The sequence below is a fragment of the Pseudidiomarina sp. genome, assembly GCF_048268165.1.
In the GTDB taxonomy this organism is placed as follows: domain Bacteria; phylum Pseudomonadota; class Gammaproteobacteria; order Enterobacterales; family Alteromonadaceae; genus Pseudidiomarina.
Genome location: NZ_JBLWWA010000004.1, coordinates 64762 through 82399 on the forward strand (window position 1 = coordinate 64762; position 17638 = coordinate 82399).

Consider the following 17638-nt stretch of genomic DNA (forward strand, 5'->3'; position numbering starts at 1 on the left):
TAGGGGATAAATATGTTACGCAAACAGATTTTGACAGTGTCTTTAGCTGCAGCTGTTATCGCAGGTTGTGCCACCGTTGCCGCTCAGGCATCGCAGGACAGTGACGCTTCACAACGTAATGCTCTCAAAGAGCAACTTGAAGTGATGAGCAGTATTTTAAATACCAAACTGGAACAAAATACGGATGCCGGCAAACGCCGCATGGCGCATTGGCAGCAACAGCGGCTTAATTACGATTATTTGGCTGGGCAAGGTGTTGTTTACCGTGTGAATTTTGGACGAGCCTTCGATTTCGACTTCGATTTTGACTTCGACTTTGATGTTGATGCCCCGCACGCTCCAGGCGCGCCAATGCCGCCTGCAACGCCGAATGTATTTATTGAAAAGCGCGTTATCAAAACTGACGACGGCGAAGACATTGAGATTATTCAAGAGCCGGGTGAAGCCTATGAAATGGTGGCTGAGCGAGGGCAAGAAGTTGGTGAGCGAACACTCGCTTTACACGAATATCGCCGTAAAGTTCGTGATCTTGAATATTCACTTCAAGCTGCGGAAGCTAATGGCCGTAAGAAATTAGAGCAAGAGCTTGAAACTGCGCGTAAAGATTTGGAAGCGGCGCGCTCGGACCTCGATAAAGCAAAAGAACAGCTGCGCACTGCAACCTTAGAAATTCGCAACAACATTCAAGAACGGCGTGAGCAACGTAACGAAAAGTTACAGCAGCAGGTTGCTGCGTTTGAACGAACTATGGCAGAAACGCTCTGCGACTATGGCGTAACGCTTAAGTCATTACCGAATAATGAACGTGTGAGCTTTGTCTTAGAAGGTGCTGGCAACAAAGAAGCTGGCGGACGGAATAAAATTTATATATTTAGCAAAAGCTCGCTATCCAATTGTCAAGGAAATGACGGTGTAAGTGATCTTTTAGCCAAGGCTGTGACGTATTCATTTTAACCGGTCTCCCTGATCGGTTGTCATCTCGTTTTAGCGCGCCTTTATGGGCGCGCTTTTTTTTGCCCGTGCTTTTTTTCACAGCACAAAAACGGTAAAGTACGCGCTCACAACGCACCGATGAAGCCAATATGAACGTTAAAGACTTTAGTTTCGAACTTCCCGATGAATTAATCGCGCGCTATCCCCAAGCGGAGCGCAGTGCGAGCCGTTTGCTAAACCTTGATGGTACAAGCGGTAAAGTCATGCACCAACAGTTTAAAGATATAGTCGGTCATCTGAATGCTGGTGATTTATTGGTATTTAATGACACCCGGGTAATTCCGGCGCGAATGTTGGGCGAAAAAGTTTCCGGCGGAAAGGTTGAGGTGTTAGTTGAACGCATTGTCGATGAACATCGTGTACTGGCGCACTTGCGCAGCAATCGCTCACCGAAAATTGGTGCGCGCATGATTTTGGAAGGGGCTGTCGAAGTAGAAATGCTCGGGCGCCAAGATGCGCTTTTTGAATTGTATTTTCACACCTCTGAGCCCGTGTTGAATGTGCTTGAAGCGCATGGCCATATGCCGCTGCCACCGTATATAGACCGACCGGATGAAGATAGCGATCGTGAGCGGTACCAAACAGTTTATAACAAAAAGCCTGGTGCTGTGGCAGCACCGACGGCAGGGTTGCACTTTGATGATGCAATTTTAAAGCAGCTACAAGACAAAGGCGTAGAGTTCGCTTACGTGACATTGCATGTTGGCGCCGGAACATTTCAACCAGTGCGGGTTGATAATATTGAAGAACACCACATGCACAGTGAGTATGCAGAGGTTCCAGAAGACGTTGTGCAGGCTATAAGCGAGACACGTGCGCGTGGTGGCCGCGTTATTGCCGTAGGTACCACTTCTGTGCGCTCGCTTGAATCAGCTGCACAAGCAGCCAAAGCGAAAGGTCAGGAGTTACAACCATTCTTCGCCGATACTGATATCTTTATTTATCCAGGTTATGCGTTTCAGATAGTCGACGCGATGATCACTAATTTCCATTTACCAGAGTCAACGTTAATCATGTTGGTGTCGGCGTTTGCTGGCCGAGACAACGTATTGAATGCTTATGCTGAAGCAGTCGCAGAGCGTTATCGCTTCTTTAGTTACGGTGATGCGATGTTTGTGACCCGAACAGCACGCTAGGGTATAATGTGCACCTCGGACTGTTTTTCCGTGTTAATTTTTCGGTGAAAAAATGAAATTTGAATTATTAAAAACCTCGGGCAAAGCGCGCCGAGGCCGTATGACCTTCGCCCGTGGCGTTGTTGACACCCCAGCATTCATGCCCGTTGGTACTGCTGGTACCGTAAAAGGCATGACACCCGAAGAAGTCAAAGCTACGGGGGCACAGATCTGTTTAGGCAATACATTCCACCTCATGCTTCGTCCTGGTACTGCAATCATTAAGCAACATGGCGATTTGCATGACTTTATGAACTGGGACAAGCCTATCTTAACGGACTCAGGCGGCTTTCAAGTATTTAGCCTCGGCGAATTACGTAAAATCACCGAAGAAGGCGTAACCTTTCGCTCGCCTATCAATGGCGAAAAGATCTTGCTCACGCCTGAGAAGTCGATGGAAGTGCAGCGTGATCTCGGTTCTGACATTGTCATGATTTTTGATGAATGTACGCCGTATCCGGCCACTCAGGCAGAAGCGCGCAGCTCAATGGAGTTGTCATTGCGTTGGGCCGAGCGCTCCAAAACTGCCCACGGCGACAATCCGTCGGCGTTATTTGGCATCATTCAAGGTGGCATGTACGAAGAGCTGCGTAGCATCTCACTTGAAGGGCTGACTGACATTGGCTTTGACGGCTATGCTATTGGTGGGTTGTCAGTGGGTGAGCCTAAAGAAGACATGATGCGCATTCTTGATCATATTGCGCCTGAAATGCCAATTGATAAGCCGCGCTATCTTATGGGCGTGGGAAAACCAGAAGACCTCGTTGAAGCGGTGCGCCGTGGCGTGGATATGTTTGACTGCGTGATGCCCACACGTAACGCACGAAATGGGCATTTATTCATTAGTACTGGCGTGGTAAAAATTCGAAATGCTGTGCATCGCACCGATACAGGCCCGCTTGACCCTGAATGTGATTGCTATACGTGCAAAAACTACTCGCGCGCCTATTTGCACCATTTAGACCGCTCGAATGAGATGTTAGGTGGACGCCTGAATACCATTCACAACCTGCATTTCTATCAGAAGGTAATGCAAGATCTACGCGACGCAATTGAGCAGGATCGCTTGGAAGAGCATGTTGCCGCGTTTTATGCGAAACGTAATTTGGACGTTCCCGCGCTTAAATAGCGCGGGCAATATCCAGAATGTATGGCTTAATGCCGGCAAAGAAGAATTCGACTGCAATCAGCATCACTATCAAGCCCATTAAACGCATTAATATTTTACTTCCGCTGCGCCCCAATTTCGCCAGCAACTGACGGCCAGTAGCAAGAACCACCGCAGTTAATGCGCATACGGCGATGATCGCACCGAACAAACTGATTGAATTCGCTGTTGCCGTACTTTCTTGAATGAACAAAATCACCATAGTGATGGCGCCAGGGCCAGCAACCATCGGAATACCGATTGGCGTTACGGCAACATCCGAGCCAAAATCACTCTCTGTCTCGCCATCAACCCGCTTAGGCACCGTTCTGCCGCGCAACATCTCGAAGCCCATGACGAAGAATAAAATACCGCCTGCAACGCGCAGTCCGTTTACCGAAATATTAAAGAAACTAAAGATAACTTCACCCAACAGCGCAAAGACACAAAGCGCGATACACGCTGTAATAGAAGCCCGCATCGCAACCCAGCGCGCAGCTTTAGGTGTCATTGCTTCGGTAAGCGCAATATAAATAGGAACCGCAGCTATGGGGTTAATCATGGTAAATAGCGAGGTAAACTGAAATAAAAACGTGTCTAGCATCGAAGCCGCTCCGAGCATAAGTAAAGTGTGTACAGTGTACAAACTAATTGTAGGAACTTCATGATATTTATTGTAATTTAGAAATAACTAAATCATAACGACGTGCTCTGTCGCATCGTTGTGCGATACTTCTTTACAATTCGATAGTGTTAAAAGTAGCGGCTCCCTGGCGTTGCTGGTATCGGATTGTTTTCATTATGCTTTTGGAAGTGTCGTCGCACCCCGTGCGAGCCCTGTTTTCAGCCTGTCTCGCAGCGGCGGCGCTTCCTTCCCAATACCAGTATTAAAATCGATCTTAGGCTTTACATCAGGATCTGAAATCGCTACAATTCAGCACCAAATTTAAACGTAGTGGTTATTTGCAGTGGTTATCTATCGTGATTTTCTATGAATCAGCATTGATAACCCACAGTTAATCCAACAACAGAATTTTCATTGAGGTGAGATTTTAATGCCAGTTGTTAAAGTAAAAGAAAACGAGCCGTTTGACGTAGCGTTACGTCGCTTTAAGCGCTCTTGCGAGAAAGCAGGTGTATTATCAGAAGTTCGTCGTCGCGAATTTTACGAGAAGCCAACTTCTGAACGTAAGCGCAAAAAAGCTGCTGCGGTTAAGCGTCACGCGAAAAAATTGTCGCGTGAAAATGCACGTCGCACTCGTCTGTATTAAAAAACTGGTACCGTAGCGGCACAGCCGATAGCGGTGTCACTACAAGACAGACCTCGAAGAGCCGGATTGAGTTTTCTCATTCCGGCTTTTTCATGTTCGTTCACTAATCTAACTTGAACGAATCTCAACTCAGGGTACAATTCTTAGTTCATTTCTTAGTTCATTTTTCGCAACGCGAACACAGGCAGGGCATGGCAGGTTTAATTCCTAAGAGCTTCATTCACGATTTACTTGAACGTGCCGACGTGGTTGAAGTTGTGGATAGCCGTGTGCCACTGAAAAAAGCTGGCCGAAATTATCAAGCGTGTTGCCCCTTTCATAATGAAAAGTCGCCGAGTTTTACGGTAGCGCCAGACAAGCAGTTTTACCATTGCTTCGGTTGTGGTGAACACGGTAATGCCATCGATTTTTTGATGAAATTTGATGGTCTGGAATTCCCCGAAGCCATTGAAGAACTCGCCCACATGATGGGGCTTGAAGTACCGCGCGAAACCACAGCCGATCCTGCAGCGGATGCAAAGAAACGTGCGCAAGAGTCCAGTGATTATGAACAAATGGAACGCGCCGCGAAGTTTTTTGCGCACCAGTTACGCCGCCATGAAAACTCTACCGCGGTCATTGATTACCTGAAGGGACGCGGTTTAAGCGGTGAAATTGTAAAGCAGTTTCAAATTGGGTATGCCCCGGATGCGTGGGACGGCCTCTTAAACGCCTTGGCGAAAGATCAGCGCAGTAAAGATCAGTTGGTTGATCTGAAACTGATCAATCGTAATGAGCAGGGGCGTTACTATGACTTTTTCCGCGATCGCGTGATGTTCCCAATTCGCGATCGGCGCGGGCGGGTGGTTGGATTCGGTGGCCGTATTCTCGATGGCGATGGCCCGAAGTACTTAAACTCGCCCGAAACACGGATTTTTCATAAAGGCCGCGAACTCTATGGCTTCTACGAAGCGCGACAAGCGAATCGTGAGCTCGAACAGGTCGTAATTGTTGAAGGCTATATGGATGTGGTGGCGCTCGCACAAGCGGGTATAAGCTATGCCGTTGCGTCACTGGGCACCGCGACAACCACCGATCAATTGCAAATGCTATTTCGTGCAACGCGCCGCATTGTCTGTTGCTATGACGGCGACAGAGCTGGCCGTGATGCAGCTTGGCGCGCCCTCGAAAACGCGTTACCGCTACTTAACGATGGCGTTGAGCTAAGCTTTTTATTCTTACCCGATGGTGAAGACCCTGACACCTTGGTACGAAAAATAGGTGCGGACGAGTTTCGTAAACACCTTGATAAAGCGCAGAGTTTTACCGACTATTTTTTCGCACACCTGACCGACACCATTGATGTGAACTCAGACTCAGGTAAGTCATTATTACTCAAACAAGCAAAGCCGCTTATAGAGCGCGTGGCCAGCGAGTTTTATCGTGACACGTTAATGGAGCGCTTGGCACGGCTATTGCGCCGAGAGGCATCGCAACTGGCTGCGCAGATTCAAGCGCCTGCCACGCAAAAAGCACCTCAAGACAGTTTAAAAATGACGCCAATGCGTCGTGCAATAGGCCTCTTAGTACAACACCCTCAGCTAGGGCGGGAAATTCCGCTACATAATGAACTAAGCGCGTTGAAGCAGCCAGGCATTCACCTGCTATTGAAGCTGCACGAGCAAACTCAAGCCCAAGAACTCACTAGCGCGCAGTTGCTTGAATTATGGCGCGGAGAGCCTGAAGAAAAGCCACTGCGTCAACTGGCACGCTGGCAACATCATTTAGATTCGGAAAAAGTAACCCAAGAATTTTTTGATATCTTTGCTTATTTTATCGATCAATTTGTCGAGCAGCGCGCCAATGAGTTGCTGGAAAAAGAACGCACGGCACCGCTGAACAAGGTTGAGAAACAAGAATACCTCACCTTGCTGCAATATTTGAAAGATCGCGGGAAACGCTAATCTGCGTGACTAATTTCGCTAACTCTTAGTGATTCTCTTCAAACTCTGGATTCAATGACCGCAATATAATCCCTAAAAACAATCTGTTACATAGTTGGCATTTTGTTTGCATTACTATTCGTGTAATAAAGTCATGTAATAAAGTGATGTAAGAATTAAACCAACCTTAAAAAATAATGATCAGGAGATGGCTATGGGTTTTGTAAAGGCTGCGGCATTTGGCGCTGTGTTAATTAGCGTTGCAAGCTTACAAGGGTGTGTAATCGCAGTTAACGGCGATGGTGAAGGCTACGATGATAAAGGCAGTTACTCGAAATTAGAGGAAAATAACCGTTCAACCATCGCTTCATTTACGGATGGTATGACGGTGCAAGCTGCGCAACATGAGCTTGGGACACCAGATTTTTCAGACCTGTGGACCGTTGATGGCACACGCTATCGCGTACTCTATTATCGCACTCAGCGCGTGCATGCAGACGGCAACACCACACGTGATGAATGCACACCACTGGTGTTTGCTGACGGGAAACTGATTGGCACCGGCGAGCTGGCCGTATCGCGGATTCCGCACAATAACTGATTAAATTCTGGCTGAAAACGACAGTATCTGCTACAATTTCCGGTCTTGAATTTTATACCTCACGCACTTATATAAAGCGTGTGAAAGTTCACACATTATCTAAGTCGCCGTAAGTTTAAGACCGGTTACTTTTCTATTTAATAACAGGTGGTAGATCTGTATGCAGCAGAGTCGTCAATCACAGCTCAGGCTTCTTATTGCCAAAGGCAAAGAGCAAGGTTATCTCACTTTTGCGGAAGTGAATGATCACCTACCTTCTGAGATCGTTGATTCGGATCAAATTGAAGACATCATCAGCATGATCAATGACATGGGTATTAAGGTGTTTGAAAACGCACCCGATGCTGATGAATTGATGATGAGCGAAGACACCGCTGATGAAGACGCAGCCGAAGCCGCAGCACAGGCCTTAGCCAGTGTTGATGGCGAATTAGGCCGCACCACTGACCCAGTACGTATGTACATGCGTGAAATGGGTACAGTTGAGCTACTTACCCGTGAAGGCGAAATTGATATCGCCAAGCGCATTGAAGATGGTATCAACCAAGTTCAGTGCTCAGTTGCGGAATATCCTGAAGCAATCAACTTCCTACTTGATCAATGGGATACCTGTGAAGCGGAAGAAATGCGCTTAACAGATATTATCTCAGGTTTTATCGATCCTAACGAAGTTGATCAAGCGCCCGTTGTTGCCACGCACATTGGTTCGGAGTTGAGCAAAGACCAACTCGAAGACGAAGACGATGACGCGGATGACGACGACAGCGACGATGACGACGCAAATGAGGGCGGTATTGACCCAGAATTTGCACGTCAGAAATTTGGTGAATTACGTGACCAATACGAGAAAACCCGTACTGCGATAAGCAAACACGGTCGCGATAATCCGAAAGCACGCAAAGAAATTGAAGCATTGAGTGATTTGTTTAAACAATTCCGCTTGGTGCCGAAGCAGTTTGATCGCCTTGTAAAAGACATGCGCGACATGATGCATCGTGTGCGTGTGCAAGAACGTTTAATCATGAAGATGTGCGTTGAACAGGCAGGCATGCCGAAGCGCGCGTTCATGAAAGCGTTTGCCGGCAACGAAAATAGCAAAGCATGGTTAGATAAAGTAATTGCCGACGGTGAAAGCTATTCAGACTCTGTCGCTGCATTGCAGCCAGAACTTGAACGTTGCGTTCACAAACTTGCTGAAGTTGAAGTCGAAACCGGCTTAACTATTGCCAAAGTTAAAGACATCAACCGCCGCATGTCGATTGGTGAAGCCAAAGCACGTCGCGCCAAGAAAGAAATGGTTGAAGCGAACTTGCGTTTGGTTATCTCAATTGCGAAAAAGTACACCAACCGTGGTTTGCAGTTCTTGGACCTTATCCAAGAAGGTAACATCGGTTTGATGAAAGCTGTTGATAAATTCGAATATCGCCGTGGTTATAAGTTCTCAACTTATGCAACCTGGTGGATTCGCCAAGCAATTACACGTTCAATTGCAGACCAAGCGCGTACCATTCGTATTCCTGTTCACATGATTGAAACGATCAATAAATTGAATCGTATTTCACGTCAAATGTTGCAAGAAATGGGCCGCGAACCAACGCCAGAAGAACTCTCTGAGCGCATGGTTATGCCAGAAGACAAAATCCGTAAGGTACTGAAGATTGCCAAAGAGCCAATTTCGATGGAGACACCTATTGGTGACGACGAAGATTCGCATCTTGGTGATTTTATCGAGGACACAACCCTCGACTTGCCAGTGGACTCTGCTACTTCAGAAAGTTTACGCAATGCGGTTCGTGAAGTTCTTGGCGGCCTGACCCAGCGTGAAGCGAAAGTTTTACGCATGCGTTTTGGTATCGACATGAACACCGATCACACGCTTGAAGAAGTTGGTAAGCAGTTCGATGTAACGCGTGAACGTATTCGTCAGATTGAAGCGAAAGCGCTACGTAAATTGCGTCACCCAAGCCGTTCAGAGCAGCTGAAGTCGTTCCTAGACGAGTAAACTCAAGCGCTTTCTGAACGAAAGGATGTAAAAAACGTCTAAAAAAGCTCTAGCCCATGCGGGCGGGGCTTTTTTTATTTTTCGCCCAAAATCTGTTAATATGTGCCTAACTTCGCTGAAAAGGATGAAATATGATCGCAGTTGATCAGAATAACACCGAAAGACAGCATCCGCGTCGCATTATCGACGCGCACTTTCACATTTATAACGATTCATTTCCTTTGATTGAGAACCAAGGCTTTTTGCCGTCGCAATTCTCAATCGAAGACTATATTCATCGCACGAAAGACTTCAACGTCATTGGTGGCGTAATTGTTTCGGGGTCAGTACAAGGCTTTGATCAAAGCTACTTAAAAGCCGCCTTGGCTGAAATGGGTGACCAATATGTTGGTATCACTAACTTACCGAGCAGTGTTTCCGACGCAGAAATATTAAAGCTGCGCGACCACCGTATTCGCGGTATTCGCGTGAACTTAAAACGTGGCGTAGTGAGTGGGCTTGATAACTTAGTCGACTTTGGTAAACGCATTTGGGATTTAGCCGGTTGGCACCTGGAAATGTACGTTGATAGCCGTGAGCTGGATGAAGTAGCACCAAAACTCATCAAGCTTCCAAAAGTGTCTATTGACCATTTAGGTATGGCACGCTCAGGTCTATCACAAATTCAGAAACTGGCTGAAAACGGCGTGAAGATTAAAGCCAGTGGCTTCGGTCGCACTGAAGTGGATGTTAGCAAGGCCGTGAAGTCACTGTACGCAATTAACCCTGCGTGTTTGATGTTCGGTACAGATTTACCTTCAACACGTGCAGAGCGCCCATTTAACGTACGTGACATTGAAACCGTTTGCGAAGCACTCGGTGACGAAAAAGCAATTGATAAAGTGTTTGCTGGTAACGCCGCAGACTTCTATCACATTAACCTGTAAAAAACCTCGTACGGGGTCATGACAAGCGGGCCGAAATTTCATATACTTGCGCCCGCTTTTGGTTAACTCAGTCGAGTTTGCCAACGCACACCCTCAATCTGTATGGCCCCTTAGCTCAGTTGGTTAGAGCACCCGACTCATAATCGGTAGGTCCCCAGTTCAAGTCTGGGAGGGGCCACCATCTCCCTGAACAGTTCGAGCCCATAAAAAATTAGGGGTTATCCCCTATATCGAGCTGCTGAGTTCTGTGCAAATCTGAAACGGTCAACCACGATCTTTTTGGAGAATATAATAATGAAACGAACTCTTCTATCATTAGGCCTTTTAGCTTCAGGTCTGTTGGGTGCAACTTCTGCTCAGGCTGATGCATTATTGGGGCCGCAACTGAAGCAAGATATACAGAATCTTACAGGACCGTACAATGTCATTGTGTCATTTGATGAGCACAGTAGCATCGAACGCGTTTTACAAAGTCTTGGGATTCCTTACCGTGCACTTCAAACTATGCCTATGGCCGGCGCTACCGTGACCAAGCTGCAATTGCAGGCACTGGTGAAAAACCCAGCGGTTAGTAGTGTCTACGCCAATGCCCCGTTGGAATATAGTAATTACACATCTGGCGAAATTACCGGAGGCCATTATGTGCACGACTATTATGGCGTAGTGGGTAATGGCGTCACCATAGCGGTTCTCGATTCTGGAGTGGATGCAACACACCCCGATCTAGAGTTTCAGACAAAGACAGTCGAAAACGTAAAAATTATAGGCGATCTCGACCTACTTGGTGGCCGTAGTGCTTTTGTCGAGGGCGTACCGAATAGTGATACGACTTCAGGTCACGGTACGCATGTTGCAGGCACCGTTGCAGGCTCGGGTATGGTGTCTGTGAACGATGAACGAAGAGCGTACTACCATGATGGTATCGCCCCTGGAGCAAACCTTGTCGGTCTTGGTGCTGGGGAAGGTCTTTCTATCTTGTATGCGTTGTTAGGCTTCGATTATGCCATTGCGAATCAAGATCGCCTCGATATTGATATCATTACCAACAGCTGGGGCGGAGGGGATGGCTCTCAATTTGATCCTAATAACCCGATAAACAAGGCGTCTTTCGAAGCGTATAGCAGAGGTATGGTGGTAAGTTTTGCAGCGTCGAACTCAGGGCCTGCCGAAGATACATTGAACCAGTATGCGGTGGCACCTTGGGTAATCAACGTTGCAGCAGGTACCAGTGACAAGCAACTAGCCGATTTTTCAAGTCGCGGTGTAGCGGGTGACCAATACAAGTTACCGGATATTACGGCACCCGGGCAAAATATCACTTCCACCCGAGCTCCCAATACAGCTATTGGCGCGATGGGACCGTTGGTAGATCCTGATCATCCAGAATATTTGGCTTATTATCACACAATCAGTGGTACTTCGATGGCGACCCCATTCGTAGCGGGCGTTGCGGCATTATTGCTCGAAGTAAACCCAGATTTGTCGCCTGACCAAATCGAGGAAATACTGAAAGATACGGCCGAGCCAATGGATTACGCTCCCCACGAAGTTGGAGCTGGCTACATCGATGTAAAAGCTGCGGTTGATCGCGCAAAAGTGACCACTGGCGAACGCATTGCGTTTTTGAATGGTGATACGTTATGGGCAAGCCAAGGGGTATGGAATCAAGCGGATGACAGTGCTGAAGAATTCGCTTACGTGGGCAATTGGCAAAGCAAATACGACGATTCAGCATTTCAGCAAACGATTACCGCGGCTAAAAATGATAATTCGTCAATTTTCGCAAAAATACGCGGCGAGCGCGTGCGGTTTCATTTTTTAGCAAGTAGCAGCAAACCGACCTCAATTGAACTCATTGTTGATGGACGCTCTGTAGGAACGAAAACAATCTACGCAGCTGACGCATCGGAAGCGTCGCCGAAAGATGTTTCCGTGGCTTTTGGCAATCTCGGTGAAGGTGTCCATGATTTGGAAGTTCGTATCCTAAATAAACGAGTTATGTTTGACCGGATGGATGTGGATGGTGCTCTATTGTCTCCAGATGTCAGCTTCGCATACAGTCAGCAGGTTGATTCTGGCACCATGGGTGCTTCAGCTGAAAACATCGAAATACAAGAGTTCCCGTTGGAGATTAATCCAAATGACGTCAGTATAACCTCCACGTTGAATTGGACGGGGGTGGCTGATCTGGACTTTTATCTGGTAAACCCAGAGGGTGTAGAAGTAGCTTCTAGTGCGTCACTAGATAACCCAGAGGTATTGCAGTTCTGGACGGATATGGCAGGAACTTATACGTTGCGTGTTACCGGATATATTAGTGTTGCCACACCATTTACTATCACGACCGATATCACCTCGGAAGTACAATAACGGGTAGATGAGAGATTGAGTGCGTGCAGCATTCAATCGCCCTAGACAAAAAGGCGCCTTTGGCGCCTTTTTGCACATGCATGGCTTTGCTTTTCCTGTTTGTGGTAACCTGATGAACTCGCCCTGACAGGAAGTAAAACAGTGAAACCATTGAACAACTATATCGCGTTTTTATCTATTCTTTTGCTGGTGGCTGTGCCCACAAGTGCATCGGCACAATCTGCCGAAACTAAGCCAGAAGCAGAACAAACAACACAGCCAGTGCCTGAACCGACGCGCTTTCGCTCGGAACACAAAGGTACGTTTAATGGCACCAAATTAAGCTATACCGTTGACGCTGGCGAAACCTATATTCGCAACGCCGAAGGTGAACCAACTGCCGCAATATTCTCGTTCGACTATGTGGCCAACAGTAAGCAAGGGCGCCCAGTTACCTTTATTTGGAACGGTGGCCCTGGTTCGTCTTCAAACTGGTTGCATATGGGCGGTTATGGCCCAAAACGCATTGTAGTGCCAAGTGATGCAGAGCACCCTGGCGCTGCGCCATATACCTTGAAAGCTGCACCTGAAACCATTCTTGATGTAACCGACATGGTGTTTGTTGATCCGGTAGGTACAGGGTTCTCACGGGCAGTGGGTAAGGGTAAAAAAGAAGACTTTTGGGGGCTCATGGAAGACGCCAATTCTATGGCAGCTTTCATTGCCGAGTGGCTCACCAAGAATAATCGCTGGAACTCACCAGTGATTTTGTTAGGTGAAAGCTTTGGTACCACCCGCGCAGCTGCGGTTGCGAAGGTGCTTTTAGACGACTACGTGATTAACGTTAACGGCATTGTGTTTGTGTCGCAGGCGCTTGATTATCAAGGGTCTACGCCGTATATCGATGATAATATTATTTCCTACATTACATACATTCCAACCATGGCTGCAACGGCTTGGTATCACGGAAAAGTTGATAATTCGGGTGACTTTGAAGCGTTTATTCAGCAAAGCCGCGAGTTCGCAACACAAGAACTGCTGCCGGCGTTGTTTCAGGGCAACCAGCTAAGTGCTGATAAGCGTGCTGAGCTGGTGAATGAACTGCACCGTTTTACTGGCTTGAGCAAGACATACATTGAGCGTGTTGACCTGCGTATTAATGCATTTCGTTTTGCCAAAGAGTTACGGCGCGACGAAGGCATTGCCGTGGGCCGTCTTGATAGTCGGTACATTAAAGACGAACGCGATGATGTTGCGGCAAGCCCGCGTGAAGACGCTGCGCGGTCGATTTCGCCAGCCTACAAGGCTGCGCTTATGCATTACATGCGTAATGACTTAGGCATTGATTGGAATCGCACTTATTTGAATCCTGCCGACCCTGAGCTGTCGGGCAAGTGGCGTTGGAGCCCGTTGCCGGAAGGGCGCTCGTGGGAGCCGCACTACGTGAATACCACGCCAGATTTGGCCGCGGTATTACGCAGTAACCCGACCCTGAAAGTTATGGTTGGCTCGGGCTATTACGACCTCGTGACCCCGTTCTTTGATGCTGAGTACACGCTGAACCGTCATGGTATTGCGCGTGATGACATCGTCTACCACTACTATCATGGTGGTCACATGATGTATGTGCATGAGCCAGCACGAAAGGCGTTACTTGAAGATACCCGCCAGTTTATTAAGGCGCAGACCGGTCAAGCTGATTAATTATGCGGACGGCGCGAGGCTCATTTGAGCTTCGCGCTTGCAGCACGTGCGGCATGCAGTTTCTTGTAGCTTTCAATAAGGCGTAGATGTTTGTCCAGGCCTTCTAACTGCATATTAGTTGGTGTCAGCCCGTGGAAACGTACAGAGCCAATTACCGAGCCAACAACTGCATCCATGGTGCTTTCACCAAACATGCGGCGGAAGTTCGGCAGGTAATCGTCCAACTCGAGCTCGTCGTCCAGTGTAATTTCCAGTACAGCGCTCATGGCGCGATAGAATAAACCACGTTCAACGGTGTTTTCGTTGTACTGTAAAAACGCTTCAACCAATTCATACGCTTCGTCATGTTGCTGCAAGGCAAGATAAATAAGCAGTTTCAATTCAAGAATCGTGAGTTGTCCCCACACCGTATTTTCGTCGAACTCGATGCCAATCAGCGTAATGATATCGATGTAGTTATCCAACTGGCTTTCTTCAAGGCGTTCCACCAAGTCGGCCAACTGTTCGTTTGTTAAGCGGTGCAGGTTGAGAATGTCTTCGCGGAACTCTAAGGCTTTGTTGGTGTTATCCCAAACCAAGTCTTCAATTGGGTAAACTTCTGAATATCCAGGCACCAACATGCGGCAAACTGGCGCGCCCAAATCTTCATAAACTGCGACATAAACCTCTTTGCCGATATCCGCAAGAATGCCAAATAAGTAATCAGCTTCTTCTTGGTTGGTTCCGGAAAAGTCCCACTCACAAAACGCATAGTCACTGCGGGCACTGAAAAAGCGCCACGAAACTAAGCCCGAGGAATCAATAAAGTGTTCGACAAAATTATTGGGTTCCGTAACGGCCATGGAGTTAAAAGTTGGCGGCTGAAAATCATTAAGTCCTTCGAAGCTTCGGCCTTGCAACAGCTCAGTTAAGCTGCGCTCTAACGCAACATGAAAACTTGGGTGCGCACCAAACGAGGCGAAGACACCACCGGTACGCGGGTTCATAAGCGTCACACAGGCCACGGGGAATTGCCCGCCAAGCGAAGCGTCCTTGACCAATACAGGGAAGCCCTGTGCTTCTAAAGCTTTGATGCTTTCAACGATATCCGGGTATTTCGCAAGTACCGACTCTGGCACATCAGGTAACGCAATTTCTTCTTCGATAATTTGTTTCTTAACAGCCCGCTCGAAAATTTCAGACAGGCACTGTACTTGCGTTTCTTGCAAGGTATTGCCTGCACTCATACCATTACTGAGATAAAGGTTTTCGATAAGGTTCGACGGGAAATATACCGTTTCGCCATCGGAATGGCGGGTAAATGGCAATGCGCAAATACCGCGGTCTGTGCGCCCCGAGTTGGTATCAATTAAATGAGAGCCTTGTAACTCGTCATCTGGGTTGTAAATGGCCAGACAGTAGTCGTCCAAAATACCTTGCGGGAGCTCATCGTCTTCGCGCAGCGCAAACCACTTCTCATTTGGATAGTGTACGAAATCCGCATGCGCAATTTCTTCACCAAAGAACTGGTCGTTATAGAAGAAATTACAGCTTAAACGTTCAATGAATTCGCCAAGGGCAGAGCATAGGGCACTTTCTTTGGTTGCGCCCTTGCCATTGGTGAAACACATGGGTGAGGCAGCATCGCGAATGTGCAGTGACCACACGTGTGGAACAATGTTGCGCCATGAGGCAATCTCGATTTTCATGCCGAGGTCAGCCAAAATTGCGGACATGTTGGCGATGGTTTCTTCCAGCGGCAGGTCTTTGCCTTCAATGAAAGTGCGCGTGCCACCTTCAGGGTGCCCCATCAGTAATGCTTGCGCATCTTCGTCTAAGTTTTCCACCACTTCAATTTGGAACTCAGGACCGGTCTGCACAACCTTTTTAACTGTACAGCGATCGATAGAACGCAAGATACCCTGGCGGTCTTTCTCAGAGATATCATCAGGTAATTCGACCTGAATTTTGAATATTTGGTTGTAGCGGTTTTCTGGGTCAACAATATTATTTTGTGACAGCCGAATGTTTTCAGTGGGAATATCACGGGCGACACAGTAGACCTTCACGAAATAAGCCGCACACATGGCTGACGACGCTAGGAAGTAATCAAATGGGCTCGGTGCCGAACCATCGCCTTTATAACGAATAGGTTGGTCAGTGACGACAGTAAAATCATCAAACTTGGCTTCAAGTCTGAGATTATCGAGAAAGTTAACTTTTATTTCCATGAACAGGCTACCGAGGTTATGAATTTCAAATCTTGATAGCCATTATCCCGTTTTTGACGGCGTTTGTCTTGGAAATCGGCCGGAACGGTTACTTTTCGTTGTCTGCGTAACCACTACCGATTGCACTGAATGGTAGCTCCAAGCCCAGCTCCGGTACTTGCAAGCCTATCCATGCAGGAAAGGTATTACTATTCGGGCCCGGCACTGCTTCGTACTCATTGGCCCATGGGTACCGGTCGGCGGCTTCAATAATGCGCGGAATTAAAGCGGCAGCTTGCTCACCCTGAATGGAGAGAACACGCTCAGGTTCAGCACCATACCAATAGCGATCAGGTGTGGCGGTTTGATAACTATATAGCGCGGGTTGGCCGCGATTCAAACGCCAACCAACCACTTCATACACGGTGTACTCATCAGCTCGCTCAGGCTTTACTGCAATCCAGGTGTGCACAGCAAACCAGCCACGCCAGCCAAAAGCATCTGCAGCATAAACTTCGATAACGGCTTGTTGCTCAACGGCTGGGTTGGGTGCGATACCAGCAGGCTCACGGGAAGCTGTTCGATAATCGCCAGATGAGCAGGCGCTAATTAATAATACGAATACCGATACCACCAGACTTTTACCCATGAACAACCTCATTGAATGTATTAAAGTTTCTCCATACCGAAGGTTTCACGCATGCTATTCGCGAAAGCGACCAGCTTTTCTTTCATGGTGCGCTTCACTGAAACTTCAAGTGAACCCAGTACAGAGTAGCCCGTAATTGTTATCTGTGGCGCTTGGCGTCCGCCCATGGAAGGCGCATTGTTCTCAGAAGAACCAATAATGTTGAACATACGAGTTTTCACATTAACGTTCTCGGGCACAAAGATTTCCAGGCTGCCAAGCACGTTGGTTACGTTGACTTCAACGTGCTGATGCTGAAAAACTGCGTCAGTAAAATCGAGTTTCGCCGAGCCAATCACGTCAACCACAATAATCTTTTTCGGTACTAACCACTGACCTTCTCTTACGTTGGAACCTAAAATACTGATCAGTTTGTCGTCTTCAGTTTCTTCGCTAGCACTGTAATTTGGTGTAAAGGAGCGCTCTTTCTTCGCATCGTAGCCCGGGTCAGCTTCAAGCGGTAAATCTGCCGCCAAATCGACCAGTTGTTGATGAGAATCCGTTGCCATTGCTTCATCAAGCCTGCGCTCAAACGCTTCAGCTGAAATAATGGCATGGCTGTAATTTACAATGAGTTTATCCACCGTCTCTTCGCGAACCTGCTCAATTGGGCGATCTTCTAATTTAACTGGCATCGTTATTTCCCTATTGGTTGATGATTAATAGTTAAC

Annotated in this window: 14 protein-coding genes and 1 tRNA gene; 11 read left to right on the forward strand and 4 right to left on the reverse strand. The window is 47.5% G+C overall.

What is annotated here, in order from left to right; translation table 11 throughout:
• The first annotated feature begins 12 nt into the window (after positions 1-12).
• From ACN0UY_RS10135 to tgt, 3 genes are all read left to right on the forward strand, one after another.
• On the forward strand, positions 13-954 hold the full coding sequence (locus ACN0UY_RS10135; RefSeq protein ID WP_417666785.1) for a hypothetical protein: 942 nt from the start codon (positions 13-15) through the stop codon (positions 952-954).
• A 128-nt stretch (positions 955-1082) separates the two neighbouring features.
• Positions 1083-2129 (forward strand): tRNA preQ1(34) S-adenosylmethionine ribosyltransferase-isomerase QueA, encoded by a 1047-nt coding sequence (gene queA, locus ACN0UY_RS10140; protein ID WP_417666787.1) that lies wholly within the window; start codon positions 1083-1085, stop codon positions 2127-2129.
• Positions 2130-2181: 52 nt separating this feature from the next.
• Positions 2182-3297, forward strand: a complete 1116-nt coding sequence (tgt, locus tag ACN0UY_RS10145; protein ID WP_417666789.1) for a tRNA guanosine(34) transglycosylase Tgt — start codon at positions 2182-2184, stop codon at positions 3295-3297.
• Here the strand turns inward: tgt and ACN0UY_RS10150 are convergent.
• Positions 3290-3919: a MarC family protein gene (locus tag ACN0UY_RS10150; RefSeq protein WP_417666791.1), complete on the reverse strand. Its 630-nt coding sequence runs from the start codon at positions 3917-3919 to the stop codon at positions 3290-3292. The two genes, tgt and ACN0UY_RS10150, sit on opposite strands and share 8 nt — an antisense overlap.
• Before the next feature lie 451 nt (positions 3920-4370).
• Between ACN0UY_RS10150 and rpsU the strand changes: the two genes are divergently transcribed.
• From rpsU to ACN0UY_RS10190, 8 genes are all read left to right on the forward strand, one after another.
• Complete coding sequence (gene rpsU / locus ACN0UY_RS10155) at positions 4371-4586, forward strand: 30S ribosomal protein S21 (RefSeq protein WP_034733010.1); 216 nt, start codon at positions 4371-4373, stop codon at positions 4584-4586.
• Positions 4587-4777: 191 nt separating this feature from the next.
• Positions 4778-6529, forward strand: a complete 1752-nt coding sequence (gene dnaG, locus ACN0UY_RS10160) for a DNA primase (RefSeq protein ID WP_417666793.1) — start codon at positions 4778-4780, stop codon at positions 6527-6529.
• 193 nt (positions 6530-6722) lie between these two features.
• Entirely contained in the window at positions 6723-7109 is a 387-nt protein-coding gene (locus ACN0UY_RS10165; protein ID WP_417666795.1) for a DUF3192 domain-containing protein, read from the forward strand.
• Between the two features lie 160 nt (positions 7110-7269).
• Positions 7270-9111, forward strand: a complete 1842-nt coding sequence (gene rpoD / locus ACN0UY_RS10170) for an RNA polymerase sigma factor RpoD (RefSeq protein WP_128352907.1) — start codon at positions 7270-7272, stop codon at positions 9109-9111.
• A 131-nt stretch (positions 9112-9242) separates the two neighbouring features.
• Positions 9243-10037, forward strand: coding sequence for an amidohydrolase family protein (locus ACN0UY_RS10175; RefSeq protein ID WP_417666797.1), 795 nt, complete (start codon positions 9243-9245; stop codon positions 10035-10037).
• A 104-nt stretch (positions 10038-10141) separates the two neighbouring features.
• Positions 10142-10218 (forward strand) — tRNA-Ile (locus tag ACN0UY_RS10180).
• Between the two features lie 113 nt (positions 10219-10331).
• The gene (locus tag ACN0UY_RS10185) at positions 10332-12407 is read left to right on the forward strand and encodes a S8 family peptidase (RefSeq protein WP_417666799.1); all 2076 of its coding nucleotides are present in this window, start codon (positions 10332-10334) and stop codon (positions 12405-12407) included.
• A 141-nt stretch (positions 12408-12548) separates the two neighbouring features.
• Complete coding sequence (locus tag ACN0UY_RS10190; RefSeq protein ID WP_417666801.1) at positions 12549-14090, forward strand: S10 family peptidase; 1542 nt, start codon at positions 12549-12551, stop codon at positions 14088-14090.
• Positions 14091-14110: 20 nt separating this feature from the next.
• Here the strand turns inward: ACN0UY_RS10190 and ACN0UY_RS10195 are convergent, their stop codons facing one another.
• The 3 genes from ACN0UY_RS10195 to ACN0UY_RS10205 all read right to left on the reverse strand — a co-directional run bounded on the left by ACN0UY_RS10195 (position 14111) and on the right by ACN0UY_RS10205 (position 17602).
• Positions 14111-16300: an OsmC domain/YcaO domain-containing protein gene (locus tag ACN0UY_RS10195; RefSeq protein WP_417666802.1), complete on the reverse strand. Its 2190-nt coding sequence runs from the start codon at positions 16298-16300 to the stop codon at positions 14111-14113.
• Positions 16301-16388: 88 nt separating this feature from the next.
• A complete protein-coding gene (locus ACN0UY_RS10200) occupies positions 16389-16928 on the reverse strand; it encodes a DUF3750 domain-containing protein (RefSeq protein WP_417666804.1) in 540 nt (179 codons plus the stop codon).
• Positions 16929-16948: 20 nt separating this feature from the next.
• Positions 16949-17602, reverse strand: coding sequence for a LiaF domain-containing protein (locus tag ACN0UY_RS10205; RefSeq protein ID WP_417666806.1), 654 nt, complete (start codon positions 17600-17602; stop codon positions 16949-16951).
• Between the last annotated feature and the right edge of the window lie 36 nt (positions 17603-17638).